Origin of the sequence: Alteromonas gracilis (assembly GCF_036870955.2) — a bacterium.
Lineage (GTDB): Bacteria > Pseudomonadota > Gammaproteobacteria > Enterobacterales > Alteromonadaceae > Alteromonas > Alteromonas gracilis_A.
This window is the reverse complement of sequence record NZ_CP145482.2, coordinates 205,646-222,682: the sequence shown is the minus strand read 5'-3', so window position 1 is coordinate 222,682 and position 17,037 is coordinate 205,646. Positions and strand designations below refer to the sequence as shown.

13 protein-coding genes and 6 pseudogenes are annotated in these 17,037 nt (G+C 45.8%); 12 read left to right on the top strand and 7 right to left on the bottom strand.

Annotated features, from left to right (window positions below):
* Nucleotides 1-57 precede the first annotated feature (57 nt).
* Complete coding sequence (locus V6N89_RS01105; RefSeq protein WP_338519782.1) at nucleotides 58-474, top strand: acyl-CoA thioesterase; 417 nt, start codon at nucleotides 58-60, stop codon at nucleotides 472-474.
* A 34-nt stretch (nucleotides 475-508) separates the two neighbouring features.
* Nucleotides 509-1,206, top strand: a pseudogene (locus V6N89_RS01100) (2OG-Fe(II) oxygenase).
* Between the two features lie 110 nt (nucleotides 1,207-1,316).
* Here the strand turns inward: V6N89_RS01100 and V6N89_RS01095 are convergent.
* Complete coding sequence (locus tag V6N89_RS01095) at nucleotides 1,317-2,522, bottom strand: MFS transporter (protein ID WP_338519781.1); 1,206 nt, start codon at nucleotides 2,520-2,522, stop codon at nucleotides 1,317-1,319.
* A complete protein-coding gene (locus V6N89_RS01090; RefSeq protein ID WP_346993297.1) occupies nucleotides 2,519-3,436 on the bottom strand; it encodes a dihydrodipicolinate synthase family protein in 918 nt (305 codons plus the stop codon). Before V6N89_RS01090 ends, V6N89_RS01095 begins: the two co-directional genes overlap by 4 nt.
* A gap of 306 nt (nucleotides 3,437-3,742) precedes the next feature.
* Between V6N89_RS01090 and V6N89_RS01085 the strand changes: the two genes are divergently transcribed.
* Nucleotides 3,743-4,849: an aminotransferase class I/II-fold pyridoxal phosphate-dependent enzyme gene (locus tag V6N89_RS01085; protein ID WP_346993296.1), complete on the top strand. Its 1,107-nt coding sequence runs from the start codon at nucleotides 3,743-3,745 to the stop codon at nucleotides 4,847-4,849.
* Here the strand turns inward: V6N89_RS01085 and V6N89_RS01080 are convergent, their stop codons facing one another.
* The 3 genes from V6N89_RS01080 to V6N89_RS01070 all read right to left on the bottom strand — a co-directional run bounded on the left by V6N89_RS01080 (nucleotide 4,850) and on the right by V6N89_RS01070 (nucleotide 7,078).
* The gene (locus V6N89_RS01080; RefSeq protein WP_338520191.1) at nucleotides 4,850-5,266 is read right to left on the bottom strand and encodes a DUF3299 domain-containing protein; all 417 of its coding nucleotides are present in this window, start codon (nucleotides 5,264-5,266) and stop codon (nucleotides 4,850-4,852) included. It abuts the gene before it with no gap.
* Between the two features lie 170 nt (nucleotides 5,267-5,436).
* Nucleotides 5,437-5,967 carry an inorganic diphosphatase gene (gene ppa, locus V6N89_RS01075; RefSeq protein ID WP_338519777.1) on the bottom strand — a complete coding sequence of 177 codons (531 nt, stop codon included), beginning with the start codon at nucleotides 5,965-5,967 and terminating at the stop codon, nucleotides 5,437-5,439.
* Nucleotides 5,968-6,103: 136 nt separating this feature from the next.
* Entirely contained in the window at nucleotides 6,104-7,078 is a 975-nt protein-coding gene (locus V6N89_RS01070; protein WP_346993295.1) for a class 1 fructose-bisphosphatase, read from the bottom strand.
* Between the two features lie 309 nt (nucleotides 7,079-7,387).
* On the opposite strand from V6N89_RS01070, the gene mpl reads away from it, so the two are divergent.
* The 3 genes and pseudogenes from mpl (at nucleotide 7,388) to V6N89_RS01055 (ending at nucleotide 10,258) form a co-directional block, all read left to right on the top strand.
* Entirely contained in the window at nucleotides 7,388-8,740 is a 1,353-nt protein-coding gene (gene mpl, locus V6N89_RS01065; protein WP_338519776.1) for a UDP-N-acetylmuramate:L-alanyl-gamma-D-glutamyl-meso-diaminopimelate ligase, read from the top strand.
* Nucleotides 8,741-8,810: 70 nt separating this feature from the next.
* Nucleotides 8,811-9,444, top strand: a pseudogene (locus V6N89_RS01060) (flavin prenyltransferase UbiX).
* Between the two features lie 2 nt (nucleotides 9,445-9,446).
* Nucleotides 9,447-10,258: pseudogene (locus tag V6N89_RS01055) on the top strand (S1/P1 nuclease).
* Nucleotides 10,259-10,335: 77 nt separating this feature from the next.
* On the opposite strand, the gene V6N89_RS01050 reads toward V6N89_RS01055, so the two are convergent.
* Nucleotides 10,336-11,520, bottom strand: a complete 1,185-nt coding sequence (locus V6N89_RS01050; protein ID WP_346993294.1) for an ABC transporter substrate-binding protein — start codon at nucleotides 11,518-11,520, stop codon at nucleotides 10,336-10,338.
* 68 nt (nucleotides 11,521-11,588) lie between these two features.
* Entirely contained in the window at nucleotides 11,589-12,074 is a 486-nt protein-coding gene (rraA, locus tag V6N89_RS01045; protein ID WP_338519774.1) for a ribonuclease E activity regulator RraA, read from the bottom strand.
* A 315-nt stretch (nucleotides 12,075-12,389) separates the two neighbouring features.
* Here rraA and V6N89_RS01040 point away from each other — a divergent pair, with 315 nt between their 5' ends.
* The 6 genes and pseudogenes from V6N89_RS01040 (at nucleotide 12,390) to V6N89_RS01015 (ending at nucleotide 17,036) form a co-directional block, all read left to right on the top strand.
* The gene (locus V6N89_RS01040; protein ID WP_338519773.1) at nucleotides 12,390-12,902 is read left to right on the top strand and encodes a phosphatase PAP2 family protein; all 513 of its coding nucleotides are present in this window, start codon (nucleotides 12,390-12,392) and stop codon (nucleotides 12,900-12,902) included.
* A 1-nt stretch (nucleotide 12,903) separates the two neighbouring features.
* A pseudogene (locus V6N89_RS01035) lies at nucleotides 12,904-13,972 on the top strand (MJ1255/VC2487 family glycosyltransferase).
* Nucleotides 13,973-13,984: 12 nt separating this feature from the next.
* A complete protein-coding gene (lptM, locus tag V6N89_RS01030) occupies nucleotides 13,985-14,224 on the top strand; it encodes an LPS translocon maturation chaperone LptM (RefSeq protein ID WP_338519772.1) in 240 nt (79 codons plus the stop codon).
* Nucleotides 14,224-15,476: pseudogene (gene lysA, locus V6N89_RS01025) on the top strand (diaminopimelate decarboxylase). Before lptM ends, lysA begins: the two are co-directional and overlap by 1 nt.
* A 35-nt stretch (nucleotides 15,477-15,511) precedes the next feature.
* A pseudogene (gene dapF, locus V6N89_RS01020) lies at nucleotides 15,512-16,344 on the top strand (diaminopimelate epimerase).
* The gene (locus tag V6N89_RS01015; protein ID WP_338519771.1) at nucleotides 16,341-17,036 is read left to right on the top strand and encodes a DUF484 family protein; all 696 of its coding nucleotides are present in this window, start codon (nucleotides 16,341-16,343) and stop codon (nucleotides 17,034-17,036) included. Before dapF ends, V6N89_RS01015 begins: the two are co-directional and overlap by 4 nt.
* Nucleotide 17,037: the final 1 nt, after the last annotated feature.

Genomic DNA, 17,037 nt, shown 5'->3' with positions numbered 1-17,037 from the left:
ATGACGTGCACATAATGCTAGAGTTAAGCCCAAAGCAACAATAAACCTTACATCTATATGACAACTACAGCGCCGTTAGTCACATCTTTTGATGTGCGTTTTTGCGAAACCGATGCATTACAACACGTTAGTAATACAGCACTTGTTGCTTGGTTTGAGGCAGCTCGCGAGCCCATTTTTCGCATGTTCACGCCAGAACTCGATCTGCAAAACTGGCCGCTTATCTTAGCAAGTTACAAAGTAGACTTTCTTGCACAGATTTTTTATGGCAAACCCGTAACGGTAAAAACCTTTATAAGTCGGCTGGGCAACAGCGCGTTTGACGTTTTTCAAGAGCTTTGGCAAGACGACAAACTATGCTCAACAGGCGTTACCACCATGGTTCACTTCGACTATAAAACGCAGCGCTCAGCGCCTATCCCTGATGAGATAAAAAATACCCTTCAAAGCCACTTTAAAGATATTTCGAAATAATAAACCGTTTTAAGAAAGGAAGTAACCAGGCAACATGAGCGACTTAATAGAAGTAATAGATAATGCACTTCCAGCAGAACTTTGCACCGCGCTGATAGACAGGTTTGAGCAAAGCCCTAATGTGTCACTAGGACGTACGGGTGGCGGTGTCGATTTAGACAAAAAGCGCAGCATGGATGTATCAATTAGCCGCAACAGCGAATTTCAAGACCTCTATCAGCAGGTCATGCAGCATACAGGCAAACAGCTTGTTAGCTATATAGAAAAATACTTTTATGCACTTGTCGGCCCAATAGGATTGACAGTACGCCACCCAAAAACTGGCGAGCCAGTGAAAGTGACGGGCGAGAACTTTGAAGAAGTTGGCAAGCCGAATTTAGCGAACTTGGTTAACTACCTCTATCGCGTTGGTGACATTAATGCCCAGCGTTATACCGCGGTAGTGGCGGATATCCTTACTGGCATTCAGAAGTGTACCCTCAATTACAGCATAATGACGCACTGCATCGCGTTTTGCTGTTTATGTATTATCTTAATGACGTTGAGGAAGGTGGCGAAACCGAGTTTTACTATCAAAATCGAGCAGTGAAGCCTAAAGCCGGACGCATGGTGATTGCCCCAGCGTATTTCACCCACACTCACCGTGGCCAAATACCAAAGAGCAATGACAAATACATTATTACTTCTTGGCTCTTATTTAACCGCGCGGAGCGTATTTATACTCCCAGCTAACGTAATATGTTGATAGCAGGCAATGGCTAACTATCCGTCAAAGGCGCTGGCGCCGCTGCGGGCTGAAAATAAACATCGCAGCGCGCTGACAATATACATCGCGCCTGGGATTAGCGTCGCGACCTGTGCAAGCGGCGCGCTTTGAATGAATAGCCAGGCAACGCAAAACACAGCAGCAACGAAAGTAATAGCGCGCAGACAGAAACAAAAAGCGGCATTTTAAGTGCGATATCGACTAAAAGCCCAGCGGCAAATGCGCCAAGTGATGCAAAGCTTATTTTTGCAGCCGCCACCCACATATAAATTTGCGCAGCCCCTTGAGCGGGCGCGTAATCGCTTCGGGCGGCTAACGTAACGGCAAAAAATATCGAGTTTACGACGCCGCACAGCCAGTAAGTCAGCATTCCCATCGTAAACGACCCGCAAAGCGCTACCAATACTAAGGCAATCAGTAAAGCGCCTCCGACATTTCTCAGTAATATCAAAGCTTCGCTGCGCAATGGTCGAAGCATTAAAATAATAGCGCCACACAAACAACCTACACCATACCCAGTGACTAAATACGCGCCGCTTTTGGCACCGTGCAGCCAGCTTTCACTAAGATAGACAGCAAGTACGGGGAGTGCTGCAAGACTAAACGCCGCACCTGATGTCATTAAAAGCGTGCGTTTTAGCGGCCCAGAGTGCCATAGGATGGTGATAACCGACGCAATCTTTTGTTCCTGAGTAGCGTTGCCTTTATCGCGACTAAGCTCAATTGGGATAACCAAAGTAAGCACTCCCGCTAGAAGCGCCAAACTCATTACTACACGCACACTCACAGAGACAGCGTAGTGTTCAGTAAATAAAGCAATCAACATGGGGCCCAAGGTAAGCCCCAATCCATATGTAAAGGTATCCCAACTCTGGGCTTTGCGTTTTTGAGAAAGATTATCGCCCACCAGCTTGACCACTTGGGTACTCAATCCACCCATCATAAACGAGGTGCAGGTACCGCAAACAAGCAAGGCAATAATAACGGCGAGTAGAATATTGCTTTCAAAACCTATTACAGCCACTTGAAAGCCAATAACAAATAAACAACATGCCGCTGCAATAATGCGACGAGGATCCTCTGCGCTATCTAACCACCTGCCATACAGAGGCCCTAATACGTGAGGTGCTGTCAAACAAGCGGCCATCAAACCCGCCGTTTTTCCATCCATTCCCGATGAACGTGCTAGCAATACTGTGGCGACCGCTGCGCCTCCCGTTGCAACCCGTGCTGGAATAGCTGCTAACAGGTATTGCAGTATGCCGTGTCGAAAGCTCTTCACGCTAACTCAAGAGAGCGAATTAAGCCTTCAAGCTCAGAAAAGTCTTCATCGCTAATTGGCAAAAATGGCGCTGGCAGATTTACGCGTTCGCTATAACCTAAAATAGCGGCGGCCCCGGCAACCACGCGCAGCCCACCACCGTTACGAGAAAACAACGCCCATATGCGGTTCAACGAGTTAGAAAGCGCCATGGCTTCATCAGCGCGTTCAGACTGCGCTTGTGCGATAATATGTTGAACGGTTTTTGGAAAAATTCCACCAAGTACTGAAAGCCATAAATCACAGCCTTGCGCCATACCTGCGGCGCCAAAGCTGTCGCCGCTCACACCTATTGCAACGTGTTGTGGCAATAGTGTCCTAAGGGTTGCCAAGCGCTCTGCGCCATTTTGGACCTTGCCATTTTTAGCGGTTTCAGAAGCAAATGGCATACCCGGTATTTTAATAGCGCCAATATGCGGCAGCTGCGCTATGCGTTGGTACAGCGCATCACTGAATGTAAAATTAGTCACACGAGGGTTTTCATACACACAAATGGGTACCGACGTCTCTTGGCTAACAGCGTGGTACAACCCAAACACTTCTTCTTCATTGAGTGGTTGATACGACACTGGAGCAAGTAGCACTGCATTAACACCGGCATGCTGCACGGCTTCAAGGTTTTTCAGCACATCTTGCGTGCGCAGCGACCCTATTCCCGCCATTACAGGTGTGCCCTGTGCGTTAGCAACCGCCGTTTTGGCAACTTGCTCTAGCTGGGCTTTAGACAAATACGGGTACAACCCGGTTGAGCCCATAGCGCAAATAGAGTCGACACGCGCACTCACTAAATTGTCTATTAAGCGCTCAAATGCCTTGTAGTCAATTTCTTCGTTGATAAAAGGTGTAATTGGAAAAGCAGATAAACCGGTAAACATTTGCGCCCCGCTTTGTTTAAAATATGGAAAAATGCCCCGCGAAATGGGATAAAGAGCACTACATATTCACCCATGACAAAAATAATATTGACATAGGACAAAAATGAAAGTCAAGATTTCAGGTGATTCTGCACACACTATTTTTGAGTCTGTGCGCCAACTCGCAAAAGAGGGAGACCTCGTTGCTTAAGCGATGTACTTCCCCCTGTCAGGGAATTAGCACAGCAGCTAGGGGTAAACAGAAATACCGTCTCATCAGCCTACCAAAAGCTGTCTAAAGCAGGTATTGCCATTACGCAAGGGCGATTGGGCACGCGTATTTGTGAAGATATCAGTGCTGGTGAGCAAGAGGGTAGCACCCGAACATTGCTTTTCGATTTAGCCGACGGAAGCCCCCGCAAAAGTTGGTTGCCCGACCTAAACAGTGTCGCGTCGCAAACACCACTTAACCAATATCTTTATGGCGAAGACACAATCCTTCCTGACATTAATCGCTATGCCCAGTCGTGGTTTGACGGTAACTGCCCGCATGACTTTGCGGTCACTCTGTGTAACGGCGCTATTGATACCCTGGAACGCATGATTGCGGCCTATCTTGTTCCGGGTGATAAGTTTGTTGTAGAAGACCCATGCTATATCAGTTCAGCTAATGCTATTAGACTTGCTGGTATGCAGGTAATAGGGGCTGCTGTTGATGATGAAGGCATGATGCCTGACGCCTTACAACGTGCGCTTGAAAAAGGCGCTAAAGCCGTGCTTATTACACCACGAGCACATAACCCTACAGGGGTTTCAATTACTGCCAAGCGTGCTAAGCAGTTGCAAGACGTATTGCGCCAATTCCCAGACGTCGTGGTGTTAGAAGATGACCACTTTTCACTGCTTGCGACGACCGAGCACAACAGTATTATTCCTGCATCTACTCGCAACTGGGCAATATTTCGCTCTGTTTCAAAAGGCTTAGGCCCTGATCTTCGCATGGCCTTTGTGGCAGCAGATAAAGAATCGGTAAAGCGCATAAATACACGCCTTGCACCAGGAATGTCTTGGGTAAGCCGCGTCCTTCAAGCCCTGGTCTACACTTGTTTAACCAACGACACATTTAAAAAGCAATTGGTCGATGCAAAAGCGCTGTGCAAACAGCAGCGAGATTCGCTGATTAGTGCACTATCCAAAGAAGGGGTTAGGTTTACCCATGCAATTGACGGGTTAAATGTGTGGATACCTGTTAACACAGATAGCAAAGCGGTCGCCTTTTCGCTGTCGCAAAAAGGCTGGTTAGTGAGGCCCGGCAGCTCTTTTGACGTGGACAACGTATCGCACGCCATCAGAGTAAGCATTCAAAAGATAGAGCCAGACACCGCATCGCGATTTGCAAAAGATATCGCGGTTGTCATAAACGAAGGGGTCTAACTAGAACCCCTCTACAACCTCGCCTTTAAGACGATAACCTACTGAAGCAATATCACCCTTCCAGCCGTCGGTAGAAAGCTCTCCCGTTACCCATATGGCGTCGTAAATATTGTCGATGCGCACGCCCTCTTCAAACTTTACGTACACAATTTGATTTGACGGGGGCGGTGGCACATGAATACATGCGCCAAAATAGGGAACAAGCAAGAACTCTGTTGTGAGCTCCGCTGTACCTTCTAGCGGTACCACAAACCCAGGAATTTTTACGCGTTTACCATCATAAGTATCTACCACAGGCGCATCCGGCTGTAGCTGACTCATTTCACCGTTGTGCTGCACCGCTGGCGGAGCAAGTTCGTTAAAACCCTCTGGCACTAAGTCTTCCCAATACACCTCAACTGCATCGGTTGCGGCCATGGCATTGCAAGCTACTAGCGCAAAAACGCAGGTCCAAAAAGCCAGTAGCGATCGCTTAAACTGTTGCATATTACTCTCTATGTCTTTAACCCTAAATATCTGCCAGCGGCAAACAAAAAAGGGCTGGTTTATTACCAGCCCTTTTTAACATCAATTTGAGGAAGCGTGAATTATTCTGCTTCGAAACGCGCGATGCTTGCGGTAATTTCTTCTTTTGCAGCAGCGGCATTCGCCCAACCGTCAATTTTCACCCACTTACCAGATTCAAGATCTTTGTAGTGCTCGAAGAAGTGCTCAATTTGCTTAAGAAGAAGCGGTGGGCAATCTTCAATTTCTTTAACGTCGCGGTAGATAGTCGAAAGCTTGTCTACTGGAACAGCAAGTACTTTTGCGTCTTTACCTGACTCGTCAGTCATGTTTAGTACGCCAACTGGACGACACTTGATAACAGAACCAGCAAGAAGAGGGAAAGGCGTCATTACCAATACGTCAACTGGGTCGCCATCTTCAGACAGCGTGTTGTTTACGTAACCGTAGTTAGTTGGGTAATGCATACAGGTAGCCATGAAACGGTCTACAAATAGTGCACCAGTGTCTTTGTCCACTTCGTACTTCACCGGGTCAGCGTGTGCTGGAATTTCGATGATTACATTTACTTCGTCTGGTACGTTCTTACCAGCAGGAATAGCACTCAAGCTCATTCTTTGATCCTTTCAATGATAAATTAGAAATTTGGGGCTAAGTATACGGTGAGTGCGGCAAAATAAAAACGGTTTACGACTGTTGTCGTAGTAATCTCTTTATATTTCGCTAAATTTTGCCGCCATAGACTGTGAATTAGTGCTTATCTCGATAGCTAACGCACATTTCAACTTCGTCTTTCGAGCCAATTAAACAGGGTACACGTTGGTGAATTTCTTCTGGCATCACCTCAAGAATACGTCCAGTACCTGTTTCGGCTTTACCACCCGCCTGCTCCATAAGGAACGCCATTGGGTTCGCTTCATACAATAAACGTAGCTTACCTGCCTTAGAAGGGTCACGATTATCATAAGGGTACATAAAAATACCGCCGCGACATAACAAGCGATGAATGTCACCGACCATTGCCGCCACCCAGCGCATGTTGAAGTTCTTCCCGCGCGGTCCCTCTTCACCTGCAAGCAAATCTGCAATATAAGCCTGCATAGAAGGCTCCCAATGACGTTGGTTAGACGCATTGATAGAAAACTCAGACGTTTGCTCTGGCACTTTAATATTTGGGTGAGTAAGTAAGAAACCACCGTGCGTTTTGTCCAGCGTATAGATATGTGTACCACGGTAGGTCGTTAACGCAAGCATAGTAGATGGGCCGTACAATACGTAGCCAGCGGCTACCATTTGCGTACCGGGCTGCAGAAATGCTGATGGGTCCTCAGGCTCCATCCACTGCGGAGCGTGTGTGATAGAGAATATGGTACCAATCAAACTATTAATTTCAGTGTTCGATGAGCCATCAAGTGGGTCAAAGCTTACAAGGTACTTACCTTCGGGGTTACACGGCACAACGTCGTCTTCTTCTTCAGACGATATCGCTTTTACATAACCCGACTCTCTTAACGTATCTTTTAGAATTTGATTCGAAATTACATCGAGCTTCTTTTGCGTTTCGCCCTGCACGTTCTCAGAGAGGGTTGAGCCTAGAACGCCTGCTAGCGCACCTTGACTCACGCGGAAAGAGATTTCTTTGCAACCTGCTAACAGGGTACGAATGAGCAATATCAGCTCAAGCGGCGCACCGTCTTGTTGCAATTGGGAATTTAAACGTTTCATTGAATGTAAGCCTTTTTTTGTGTGTAGGGTTTTCAATGACGTAAGGTGCACAGCTTTCCTTACGGCTTATCGCTTACGACATTCACAGAACACGGTGTTTTTATCACACATTGCCTGTGTTTAGATTGTAACCGCGTTCGCCATTAAGTGAAACACGCATATAGTGACGTATTCACACACCATACCAGTATGACAGTGCCTTATAGCCCTTAACGTATAACACAGCGGCCACATTAAATTGCATTATCTTTCTCGGCGATGGTTCTGATAGAGTAGCCACATCACATGACAATTCGTTGAGAATGCACTATGCATGTACATATTTTAGGCATTTGTGGCAGTTTTATGGGTGGCATTGCCGCCATCGCCAAATCCCTTGGCCACAAAGTAACGGGGTCGGATAAAAATGTTTATCCTCCCATGAGTACCCAATTAGAAGCCTTGGGTATTGAGTTAACCCAAGGCTATGATGCTAGCCAGTTTGACCCGGCACCTGACATGGTAGTCATTGGCAATGCTATGTCGCGCGGTAACCCTGCGGTGGAATACGTTTTAAACCGCAATTTACCTTATACCAGCGGCCCACAGTGGCTTTTAGATAACCTGTTAAAAGACCGCTGGGTTATTGGTGTGTCTGGCACTCATGGAAAAACGACAACCAGCAGCATGGTGGCATGGATTCTAGAATTTGCGGGGCTAAATCCGGGTTATCTTATCGGTGGCGTACCTGAAAATTTTGGTGTGTCTGCGCGCGTCGGTGATAGTCCGTTTTTTGTTATCGAAGCCGATGAATACGACAGTGCTTTTTTCGACAAGCGTTCTAAGTTTGTTCACTACCGCCCCAAAACCTTAGTCATTAACAATTTAGAGTTTGATCATGCGGACATATTTGCCGATTTAGCCGCCATTCAAACGCAGTTTCATCATTTGGTTAGAATGGTGCCGGAGAACGGACTAATACTGACACCGCACGCAACGCCTTCTATAGAAGAAACGTTGAAACGCGGCTGCTGGTCGGAACGTCAATCGTTAGGGGTCGAATGGAATAGCGAGTTAGTTAACAAAGACGGCAGCGCTTTCCATGTACTTCTCAATGGCAAAAACGTGGGCACAGTTGAATGGTCACTAATGGGGCAACACAACGTTGATAATGCGCTTATGGCTATCGCCAGTAGCCATCACGCAGGTGTGACTTTGCCAGATGCCATTGAAGCATTGTCTTCGTTTAAGAACGTAAAACGTCGAATGGAAGTAAAGGGTACGGTTAACAACATTACTGTTTATGATGATTTTGCGCATCATCCGACCGCAATTGCGACTACGCTTGATGGATTGCGCAAAAAAGTGGGCAATGCACGCATTTTGGCCGTATTAGAACCGCGTTCAAATACAATGAAAATGGGTGTACATAAAGACACGCTGGCGAAATCGTGGCAAAAAGCCGACGATGTTTTTTTGTTTGAGCCAGACGGCATGGACTGGTCGCTTGTTGATGCTGCATCGCACAGTAACTCGCCTGTTCATTGTTTTAAAAACGTTGAAAAAATCGTTCAGGCCTTAAAACAATCGGCAAAACCCGGCGACCATATCTTGGTTATGAGTAACGGTGGTTTTGAAGGTATTCATGGCCGAATTTTGTCGGCATTGGACGAACACAATTAGTTTTGAATTTAAAAATCTGGCTTGGCATGGCTTGCAACAAGAGACCGATGCCAACTAGTGAGGCAATACCATGAAACATGATAAGCAAGTTACACTTGCTATTACCGGAGCATCAGGTGCTCCTTATGCACTAACTTTATTGCAGTCGCTTGTGAATGCTGATTACCAAGTTTTCGTATTAATATCATCAGCGGCCAAGGTTGTATTTGCGACAGAAGAAAATGTAAAAATACCTGCACGGCCAGAAGACGCTGCAGCATTTTTCACGCAGCACTGCGGCGCAAAACCTGACCAAATTAGAGTGTTTGGAAAAGAAGAATGGTTTTCTCCCGTCGCATCAGGCTCTGCAGCACCGTCGAAAATGGTGGTTTGTCCATGCTCAACGGGTACTTTGTCTGCCATTAGCATAGGCGCAAGCGATAACTTAATTGAGCGCGCTGCGGATGTGGTACTTAAAGAACGTGGACAACTTATTCTTGTGCCCAGAGAAATGCCATTATCGTCTATCCACTTGGAAAATATGCTAAAACTGTCACAAATGGGTGCCACAATTATGCTTAGCGGCCCCAGGTTTCTATCACAATCCAAAAACGATAGACGACTTGGTCGATTTTGTTGTGGCACGTATACTCGACCACCTTTCAATTGAACAATCTTTGGTCGCCAGATGGGGCTACCAATCATCTAAGCATTCAGAGGAATAATCATGTCGGCAATAGTTAATCGATTGCTTATGACTGCGCTCGGTACACTGCTTACTGCGTGCATCGCTTCACCCGCATTGGGCTGGGGACAAACAGGGCACCGAATTACTAGGCGCTATTGCACAGCAGTACCTTAGCCCTTTATCACAGGCGGCAATGATGGAGTTACTGCCAGATAGTTCTCTAGCACAAGCATCAACACATGCCGATGAAATGCGCTCTAACCCTAGTGAATTTTGGCAAAAGAAAGCCAAGCCCTTGGCACTATGTATCTGTGCCTGAAGGCAAAACTTACGCAGAAGTAGGCGCACCAGATGAAGGTGATGCGGTGACTGCATTAAACGCCTTTACCAACACACTTAAAAACCCTAGTGCCAGCATAGAAGAAAGACGTCTAGCACTGCAGTTTATTGTCCATATAATTGGCGATTTACATCAGCCTTTGCATGCGGGTAATGGTACAGACCGCGGCGGCAACGATGTGAAAGTACGTTTTTTTTGGCAAGACTCTAACTTGCACAGAGTATGGGATACGCAAATGTTGGCGCAAAGGCAGCTTTCTTACACAGAATGGACGGCGCAGCTAACCAAAACGATTACTCCGGAAGATATTCGTAATTGGGCCAGCACAGACGTGCTTGAATGGATTGCCGAAAGCACAGAGATTCGCGATACCATTTACCCTGAAAACGCAAACAACATGAGCTACGACTATTTGTACGACCATTTGCCAATCGCTAAACAGCGCCTACAAATGGCTGGAATTCGCATCGCTATGTATTTGAACAAGGTTTTTGAAGAGGCGAATCACTAATAAAGTGAAGCCAAGTACTCGACTATTTTTCGCTGTACTTGGCTTGTCTTAATGCTTCCAGTGCAGCGGTAACGCGCTCAATATCTGGATTTAACATAAAGGCTTTCAATTCGAGCATTGCTTGGCTCTGCAAAGTTGGTCGGTACGGCTCTGTCAAAGTAAGGGCTGGTTGCACTGGCCTGTTTCAATAAGTAAGCACCAGCCTCATCTAGCCGCTCTACAGACGGCGGGGCGCCAAGCATTGGAGTAAATCCCCCCGTATACTGGTTCAGCGTTATTTGTGCTTCTATTGAAGTCAAATACGATAAAAACTGCATGGCGTACTTTTGCTTTGGAGAACTGGCCCGTACAAAGAACACGTCCAATGGAGCTAACTCAACTCTGGCTTGATCTGGGACTAATTCTGGAAAAGAAAAGAGCCCTATTCTTTCTTTAAGATTACTAGGGATCCGCGAGCTAAAAAAGTGACCAATCAATGTCATACCCGCGACCTCTCTATACAGATAAGTCATTGGGTCGTCCCAATCTAATGCGTCGCCGTTCTCTTGAAAGTAGCCTTTATCGATTAAAAGCTTCCAACGTTGAAATACATCTTTAATGCGAGGCTCTGTATACGCGACGGTCCCGCTTAACACTGCATTGTGAAATTGAGCGCCATGTAAGCGCAAATTGAGCAATTCAAACCATGCAGTGAGCGTCCAAGGGTCTCGATACCCTATTGCAATAGGAATAATATTTTCGTCGTGTAACTTTTCGCATACGCTCAAAAACGCTTCCCATGTTTGTGGAGGTGCAAGGTCAAGCTTATGAAAAAGCATTTGATTAAAGAATAATGACCATGAGTAGTAAGAAACAGGAATACCGAAATACGATTTTCCTTCTTTAACTTGGTCTATGACCGATGCTTGATAAGTCGAACTAAGAGAGTGCGATGCCCAAATGTCGTCAATGGGACTAACCCACCCACTTCTCACAAGCTCTTTAAGCCTTTCGCTGCCATACCAAAAAAGTATGTCTGGTCCAGCTTCCTGCTTTAGCCAGTCTATGACTTTGTATTTGTACTGATTGGTGTGTACACCGACCGCTTGAATATCAATATGCGGAGCTCGGCGCTCAAACTCTTTTTCAAGTTCAAGGATAAGATAACGTTCATTGACATTGTCATGCACAAGGCCAACCGTTAAAACTTCTCTAGCATGGCTAGAACACGATATGAATATACACAATATTGCGAAATTCATAGTCAAGCAAAACAAGCGCATAAACTACTCCCATTCCACGCTTTATAGAGAGTAGCAGAACTTACATCTTAACGGCGACAGACTTTAGGCTAATCTAAATCGAGTGGCTCTGGAGATAAGATTACGCCCGTGCTGTCTGCGTAAAGGTGGTCCTCGGGTAAAAAGGTGACTCCACCAAAATTAACTGGCAAGTCTACCTCGCCAATGCTTTCACTTTCAGCATTAACAGGAATAGCAGCAACGGCTAAAACACCAATATCGAGCTCTGCCAAGCTATCAACTTCGCGCACGCTTCCATAAATAACTACACCTTCCCAGTCGTTATCAATCGCAATTTGTGCAGAAGATGCGTCAAACAGTGCGCGACGAGTGGAACCTCCGCCATCAACCAACAACACTTTACCCGCACCTGGTTGAGCGAGAACGCGGTCTATCAACCCTCTGTCTTCAAAACATTTTATCGTGGTAATTTCGCCACCGAAGGAATAACGACCACCGTAGCTTGCAAAAATCGGGTCGACGACGTCTACACTGTCTGCAAACAAATCACAGAGTTCAGATGTGTTGTATTCCATTATTCCGCCTTAGTTAAATGAAGAGTAATTTTGAGAAGCTATGTCTAGCATAGCATTAAAAAGCCTATTGCAAACGACTGATTTATAGCGCTTCATCGAATTATTGACTTCAGTAGAAAATAGTTCAGATACGGCCGTTTAACGCGTTTTTTGTGCACGCATTTTGCTTTGCATCGTCCTTGATGGGAACACCTTCCCTTTTTTCACCTGGTATATAAAACGGTGTAAGAAAAGTTTCTTTTTTCCGTCACCCACCGGTCACAGAGCACCTTTAGCCTGTGCAGTAATTAACCGATAGAGGACAAGGCGATGCTGATGAAATCCTTGACTAAGGTCGACACAGACCTATTTTATCGCCTCTACAAACTGACGCTTAAAAGAGACTGTCGCAGTATTATCTGGTTGTCAAAAACCGGCGACGGCTATTTGTACTTCGTTATCGGTATGTTGCTTTGGGCTTTCGAACCAGAGCACGGAGAGTTATTCCTTTACACGGCGCTGATGGCATATGCGCTTGAGTTACCTATTTATGTGCTGCTTAAGAAAATGTTCAAGCGCCCTCGCCCTTGCGATTTTCTAGTGAATTTAACAGCACACGTTACGCCTTCTGACAAATTTTCTCTTCCTTCAGGTCACACCGCTGCTGCATGGTTGATGGCCAGCATCGTAGCGCATTACTACCCTCCTTTCGCTTTGCTCGCCTATGGCTGGGCTGCACTTATTGGATTATCACGCGTATTACTTGGCGTGCATTATCCGTCTGATGTTTTTGCAGGTACGCTTTTGGGTATCACTATTGCATCGTTGAGCATTTCTATTTTGGGTTAGTATGAAATTATTGTATGGCGTGCAGGGCACTGGCAACGGCCACATTGCCCGCGCACGAATTATGGCGGCGGCGTTAGCCGACCGAGACGATATCAAGGTAGACTTTGTATTCACTGGTCGTGCACCAGAAAAGTACTTTGATATGGATGTGTTTGGCGACTACCGCACTTATTCCGGGCTTAGTTTTATTACTAAAGGCGGTAAAGTTGATAAACTCGCCACGCTACGCGAAGCGAACATTCGTCAATTTATAAAAGACGTCAAAGCTTTTGACGCCAGTGATTACGACCTGCTCGTAAACGATTTTGAGCCCGTCACTGCATGGGCAGCTAAGCAACAAGGTATCCCCTCTATATCTATCAGTCACCAAGCGGCCTTCTCTTATGATGTACCCAAAAGTGGTAATACGGTCTTTGATAGCTTGCTGATGAAGATATTTGCCCCGACTGAATTACAACTCGGCGTGCACTGGTATCATTTTAACCAACCTATCATTCCACCTTTTGTTGCAGACAAGCCCGCATTGTCACTTAGCAAAAGGTCATGTACTTGTGTACCTTCCGTTTGAAGATGTTGACGACGTACAGCAAATGCTAGAGCCGCTTAGCGATCAAGAGTTCCAATGCTTTCATCCGGATATCAGTGAGCATCGTGAAGCAGAGCATATACATTGGAATCCCACATCCAAAAAAGAGTTTCAAAAAGCCCTTCAACATTGCAGTGGCGTCATTGCTAACGGTGGGTTTGAGCTATCAAGTGAAGCATTACAATTAGGTAAGAAACTGCTCATCAAACCTTTACATGGCCAGTTCGAGCAACTGTCTAACGTACTGACATTGAATAAACTCGACTTGTGTCAAACCTTGTTTCAGCTAGACACAGACATTGTCGAAGAGTGGCTAGAAGCACCAGATAACGAGGCTATCGCTTTTCCAGACGATCCAAATGTGCTCATTGACTGGCTCAAAAAAGGAAACTTTAAGGACACGCAAAGTCTCTGTGACGCACTATGGAAAAATGTGCAATACGGCGATAAAACACGAGAACGATTATTGGCTCTTGCAATTTGACGCCGCAATGCGATGATAGCGGCATTTGTCGACTTCTTCGCGGGTATTTTCGTGTTTAAAAAATCGGTTGTTCTTCTGCTTACTCTCACAGCATTATGTGGCTGTGGATACAAAGGTGCGTTATACATTCCTGACGCGCCAGAGCAAAACTCACCTGTAGAATCAACCTCATCAAGTGCTGACGACTCGTCGACGCGCAATAACACTGTGCCTAATGCTAAGCCCGCACTTACACCTGGAGAACTGAACTAGTGGATTACTTTGCTTACAGTCAAGGTCAGCTTCACGCTGAAAATGTGGCTGTTTCTGATATAGCCGCCACGCACGGCACGCCAGTTTATATTTATTCTCGCGCCACGCTTGAGCGCCACTGGCATGCCTTCAATGATGCTATTGGAGCACACCCGCATTTGGTCTGTTATGCCGTAAAAGCAAACTCGAACATTGGTGTTTTAAGTGTACTTGCCAAGCTAGGTTCAGGTTTCGACATTGTGTCAGCAGGTGAACTAGCTCGCGTTATTGAGGCTGCAGCGGCGATGCAAGCAAAGTTGTGTTTTCTGGTGTAGGTAAAAAGCACGATGAAATTCACTATGCGCTGCAGCAAGGTATTATGTGCTTCAACGTTGAGTCTGAGCCTGAACTTCACCGCATTAATGAAGTGGCTGGCGAGCTTGGTGTAAAAGCGCCAATCTCATTGCGTATAAACCCTGACGTTGACGCGAAGACACACCCTTATATATCAACGGGCTTGAAAGCGAACAAATTTGGTATTGCGCGAGAGCGCGCTCTTGCAACCTATGAGCTTGCCGCGTCTTTACCACACTTAAATGTAGTGGGTATGGACTGCCACATTGGTTCACAACTTACCGAAATTGGTCCATTCGTCGATGCACTAGAACGCCTATTACTGCTAATTGATGAACTTGCCGAACGCGGCATCATTATTGAACATTTGGATGTTGGTGGTGGTTTGGGCGTGACCTATAACGACGAAGCGCCTCCTCACCCTAAGGCTTATGCTGAAGCAATGGCAGAAAAAATGGTTGGTCGCGATAACCTTAAGCTTATCCTCGAGCCTGGCCGTGCTATTGCGGCTAATGCCGGAATTTTGGTGACAGAAGTAGAGTTTATTAAAGAAGGCGAGGAAAAAAGCTTTGCCATCGTCGATGCCGCAATGAACGATTTACTTCGCCCAGCATTGTATTTAGCGTGGCAAAAAATCATACCTGTAAAACAGGAAGCCAGCGTTGCATCACAAAAATATGACGTTGTAGGTCCTGTGTGTGAAACCTATGATTTTATCGGTAAGGACCGTGAACTCGCTATTGAACCTTCCGATTTGCTTGCGGTGCGCAGTGCTGGTGCATATGGGTTTGTAATGGCCTCTAACTACAACAGTCGTTGTCGTCCTGCAGAAATTATGGTTGATGGCGACAAGGTGTTTGTGGTTCGAGAAAGAGAAAATCAAAAAGATCTCTGGAAAGGTGAGTACAAACTTCCGTAAACTAGGGTCAAATAAATAAGATAGATGCGCTGTTAATGCAGGTTCAATTTTCAAAAATGCACGGTTTAGGTAACGACTTCATGGTCATTGATAACGTTACGCAGAACGTGTTTTTCTCAAAAGAAAAGATTCAACAATTGGCAAACCGAAACTTTGGTATTGGTTTCGACCAATTGTTGATGGTCGAACCGCCATACGATCCAGAACAAGACTTCCACTATCGTATCTTTAACGCCGATGGCTCAGAAGTAGAACAGTGCGGTAACGGCGCGCGGTGTTTTGCGCGCTTTGTTAAACAAAAAGGGCTTATAAACCGCAATAAAATTGTTGTTAGTACCAAAGCCGGAAAAATGGTGCTTTATCTTGAAAAAGATGGCCAAGTAACGGTGAACATGGGTAAGCCTGAGTTTGAGCCTGCTAACATCCCCCTTAAAGCCAACAAACAAGAAAACACCTACATTTTAAGAGTGGGTGAAAGCACCCTATTTATTGGCTCAGCGTCTATGGGAAACCCGCATTGTGTTATGGAAGTAGACGATGTTAATACTGCCAATGTTGCTGAAATTGGCCCACTGGTTGAAAAGCACGAACGTTTCCCAGAAGGCGTCAATGTTGGCTTTATGCAGGTGATAAACGAATCGCACATTAAGTTGCGCGTGTTTGAACGAGGCTCTGGAGAGACCCTTGCTTGCGGCAGTGGCGCGTGCGCGGCTGTTGCAATTGGCCAAATACAGGGTAAATTAGGCAAAGATGTGCGGGTTGATTTACCTGGAGGCAGTTTACGTATTCGTTGGCCCGGGCCAGACAATGTACTTAAGATGACCTAAGCCCTGCTGAACATGTATACGATGGAACGATAAATTTATGAGCGACGTATCAGGGCAATCAAGCGCCACACAAATTATTGAGCCTTTTACCGATACCTCTGGATTATCACCTGAGGACGTGAGAGCGTTTTTATTGGAAAACCCCGATTTTTTTGTGCAGTTCCCTGATCTTCTCGAAAAAATAAAGCTTCCACACGAACAAAAAGGCAGTGTGTCTTTGGTAGAAATCCAAAGTGAACAGTTGCGTAAAAAAGTTCGCCAGCTCAACTACAAACTGACTCAACTGGTTACAATAGCCAAACAAAATGAAAAAATTTATCGCGTTTACACCGACTTAAATGTGCAGCTATTGCGCTGTGAAAGTGTAGCCGAAGTGCAGTTTACGCTTGAAGATGTACTTCAAGAGCGCCTGCAACTATCGTCAGCGGTGATTAAAAGCTTTAAAGGCCCCCATGCAATACCCGAATTGCAGCGACGCTTGTTTACCGAAAAACGATTTAAAAACACCAATTTCTTTTTTGGCCGACTTTCACAGCATGAAAGGCAGCTTTTATTTGGTGAAAGCCCAGCTGAATCAGTCGCGTTAATGCTACTTGGTGATGACAGAGACTTAGGTATTTTGGGAATTAGCAGTAGTGATGCCAGCCACTTCACCCCAGACATGGATACACTGTTACTTCAACAGTTACAGCAAGTGCTAAACATCATCTTGCCTGAAATGATGGGATACTAAC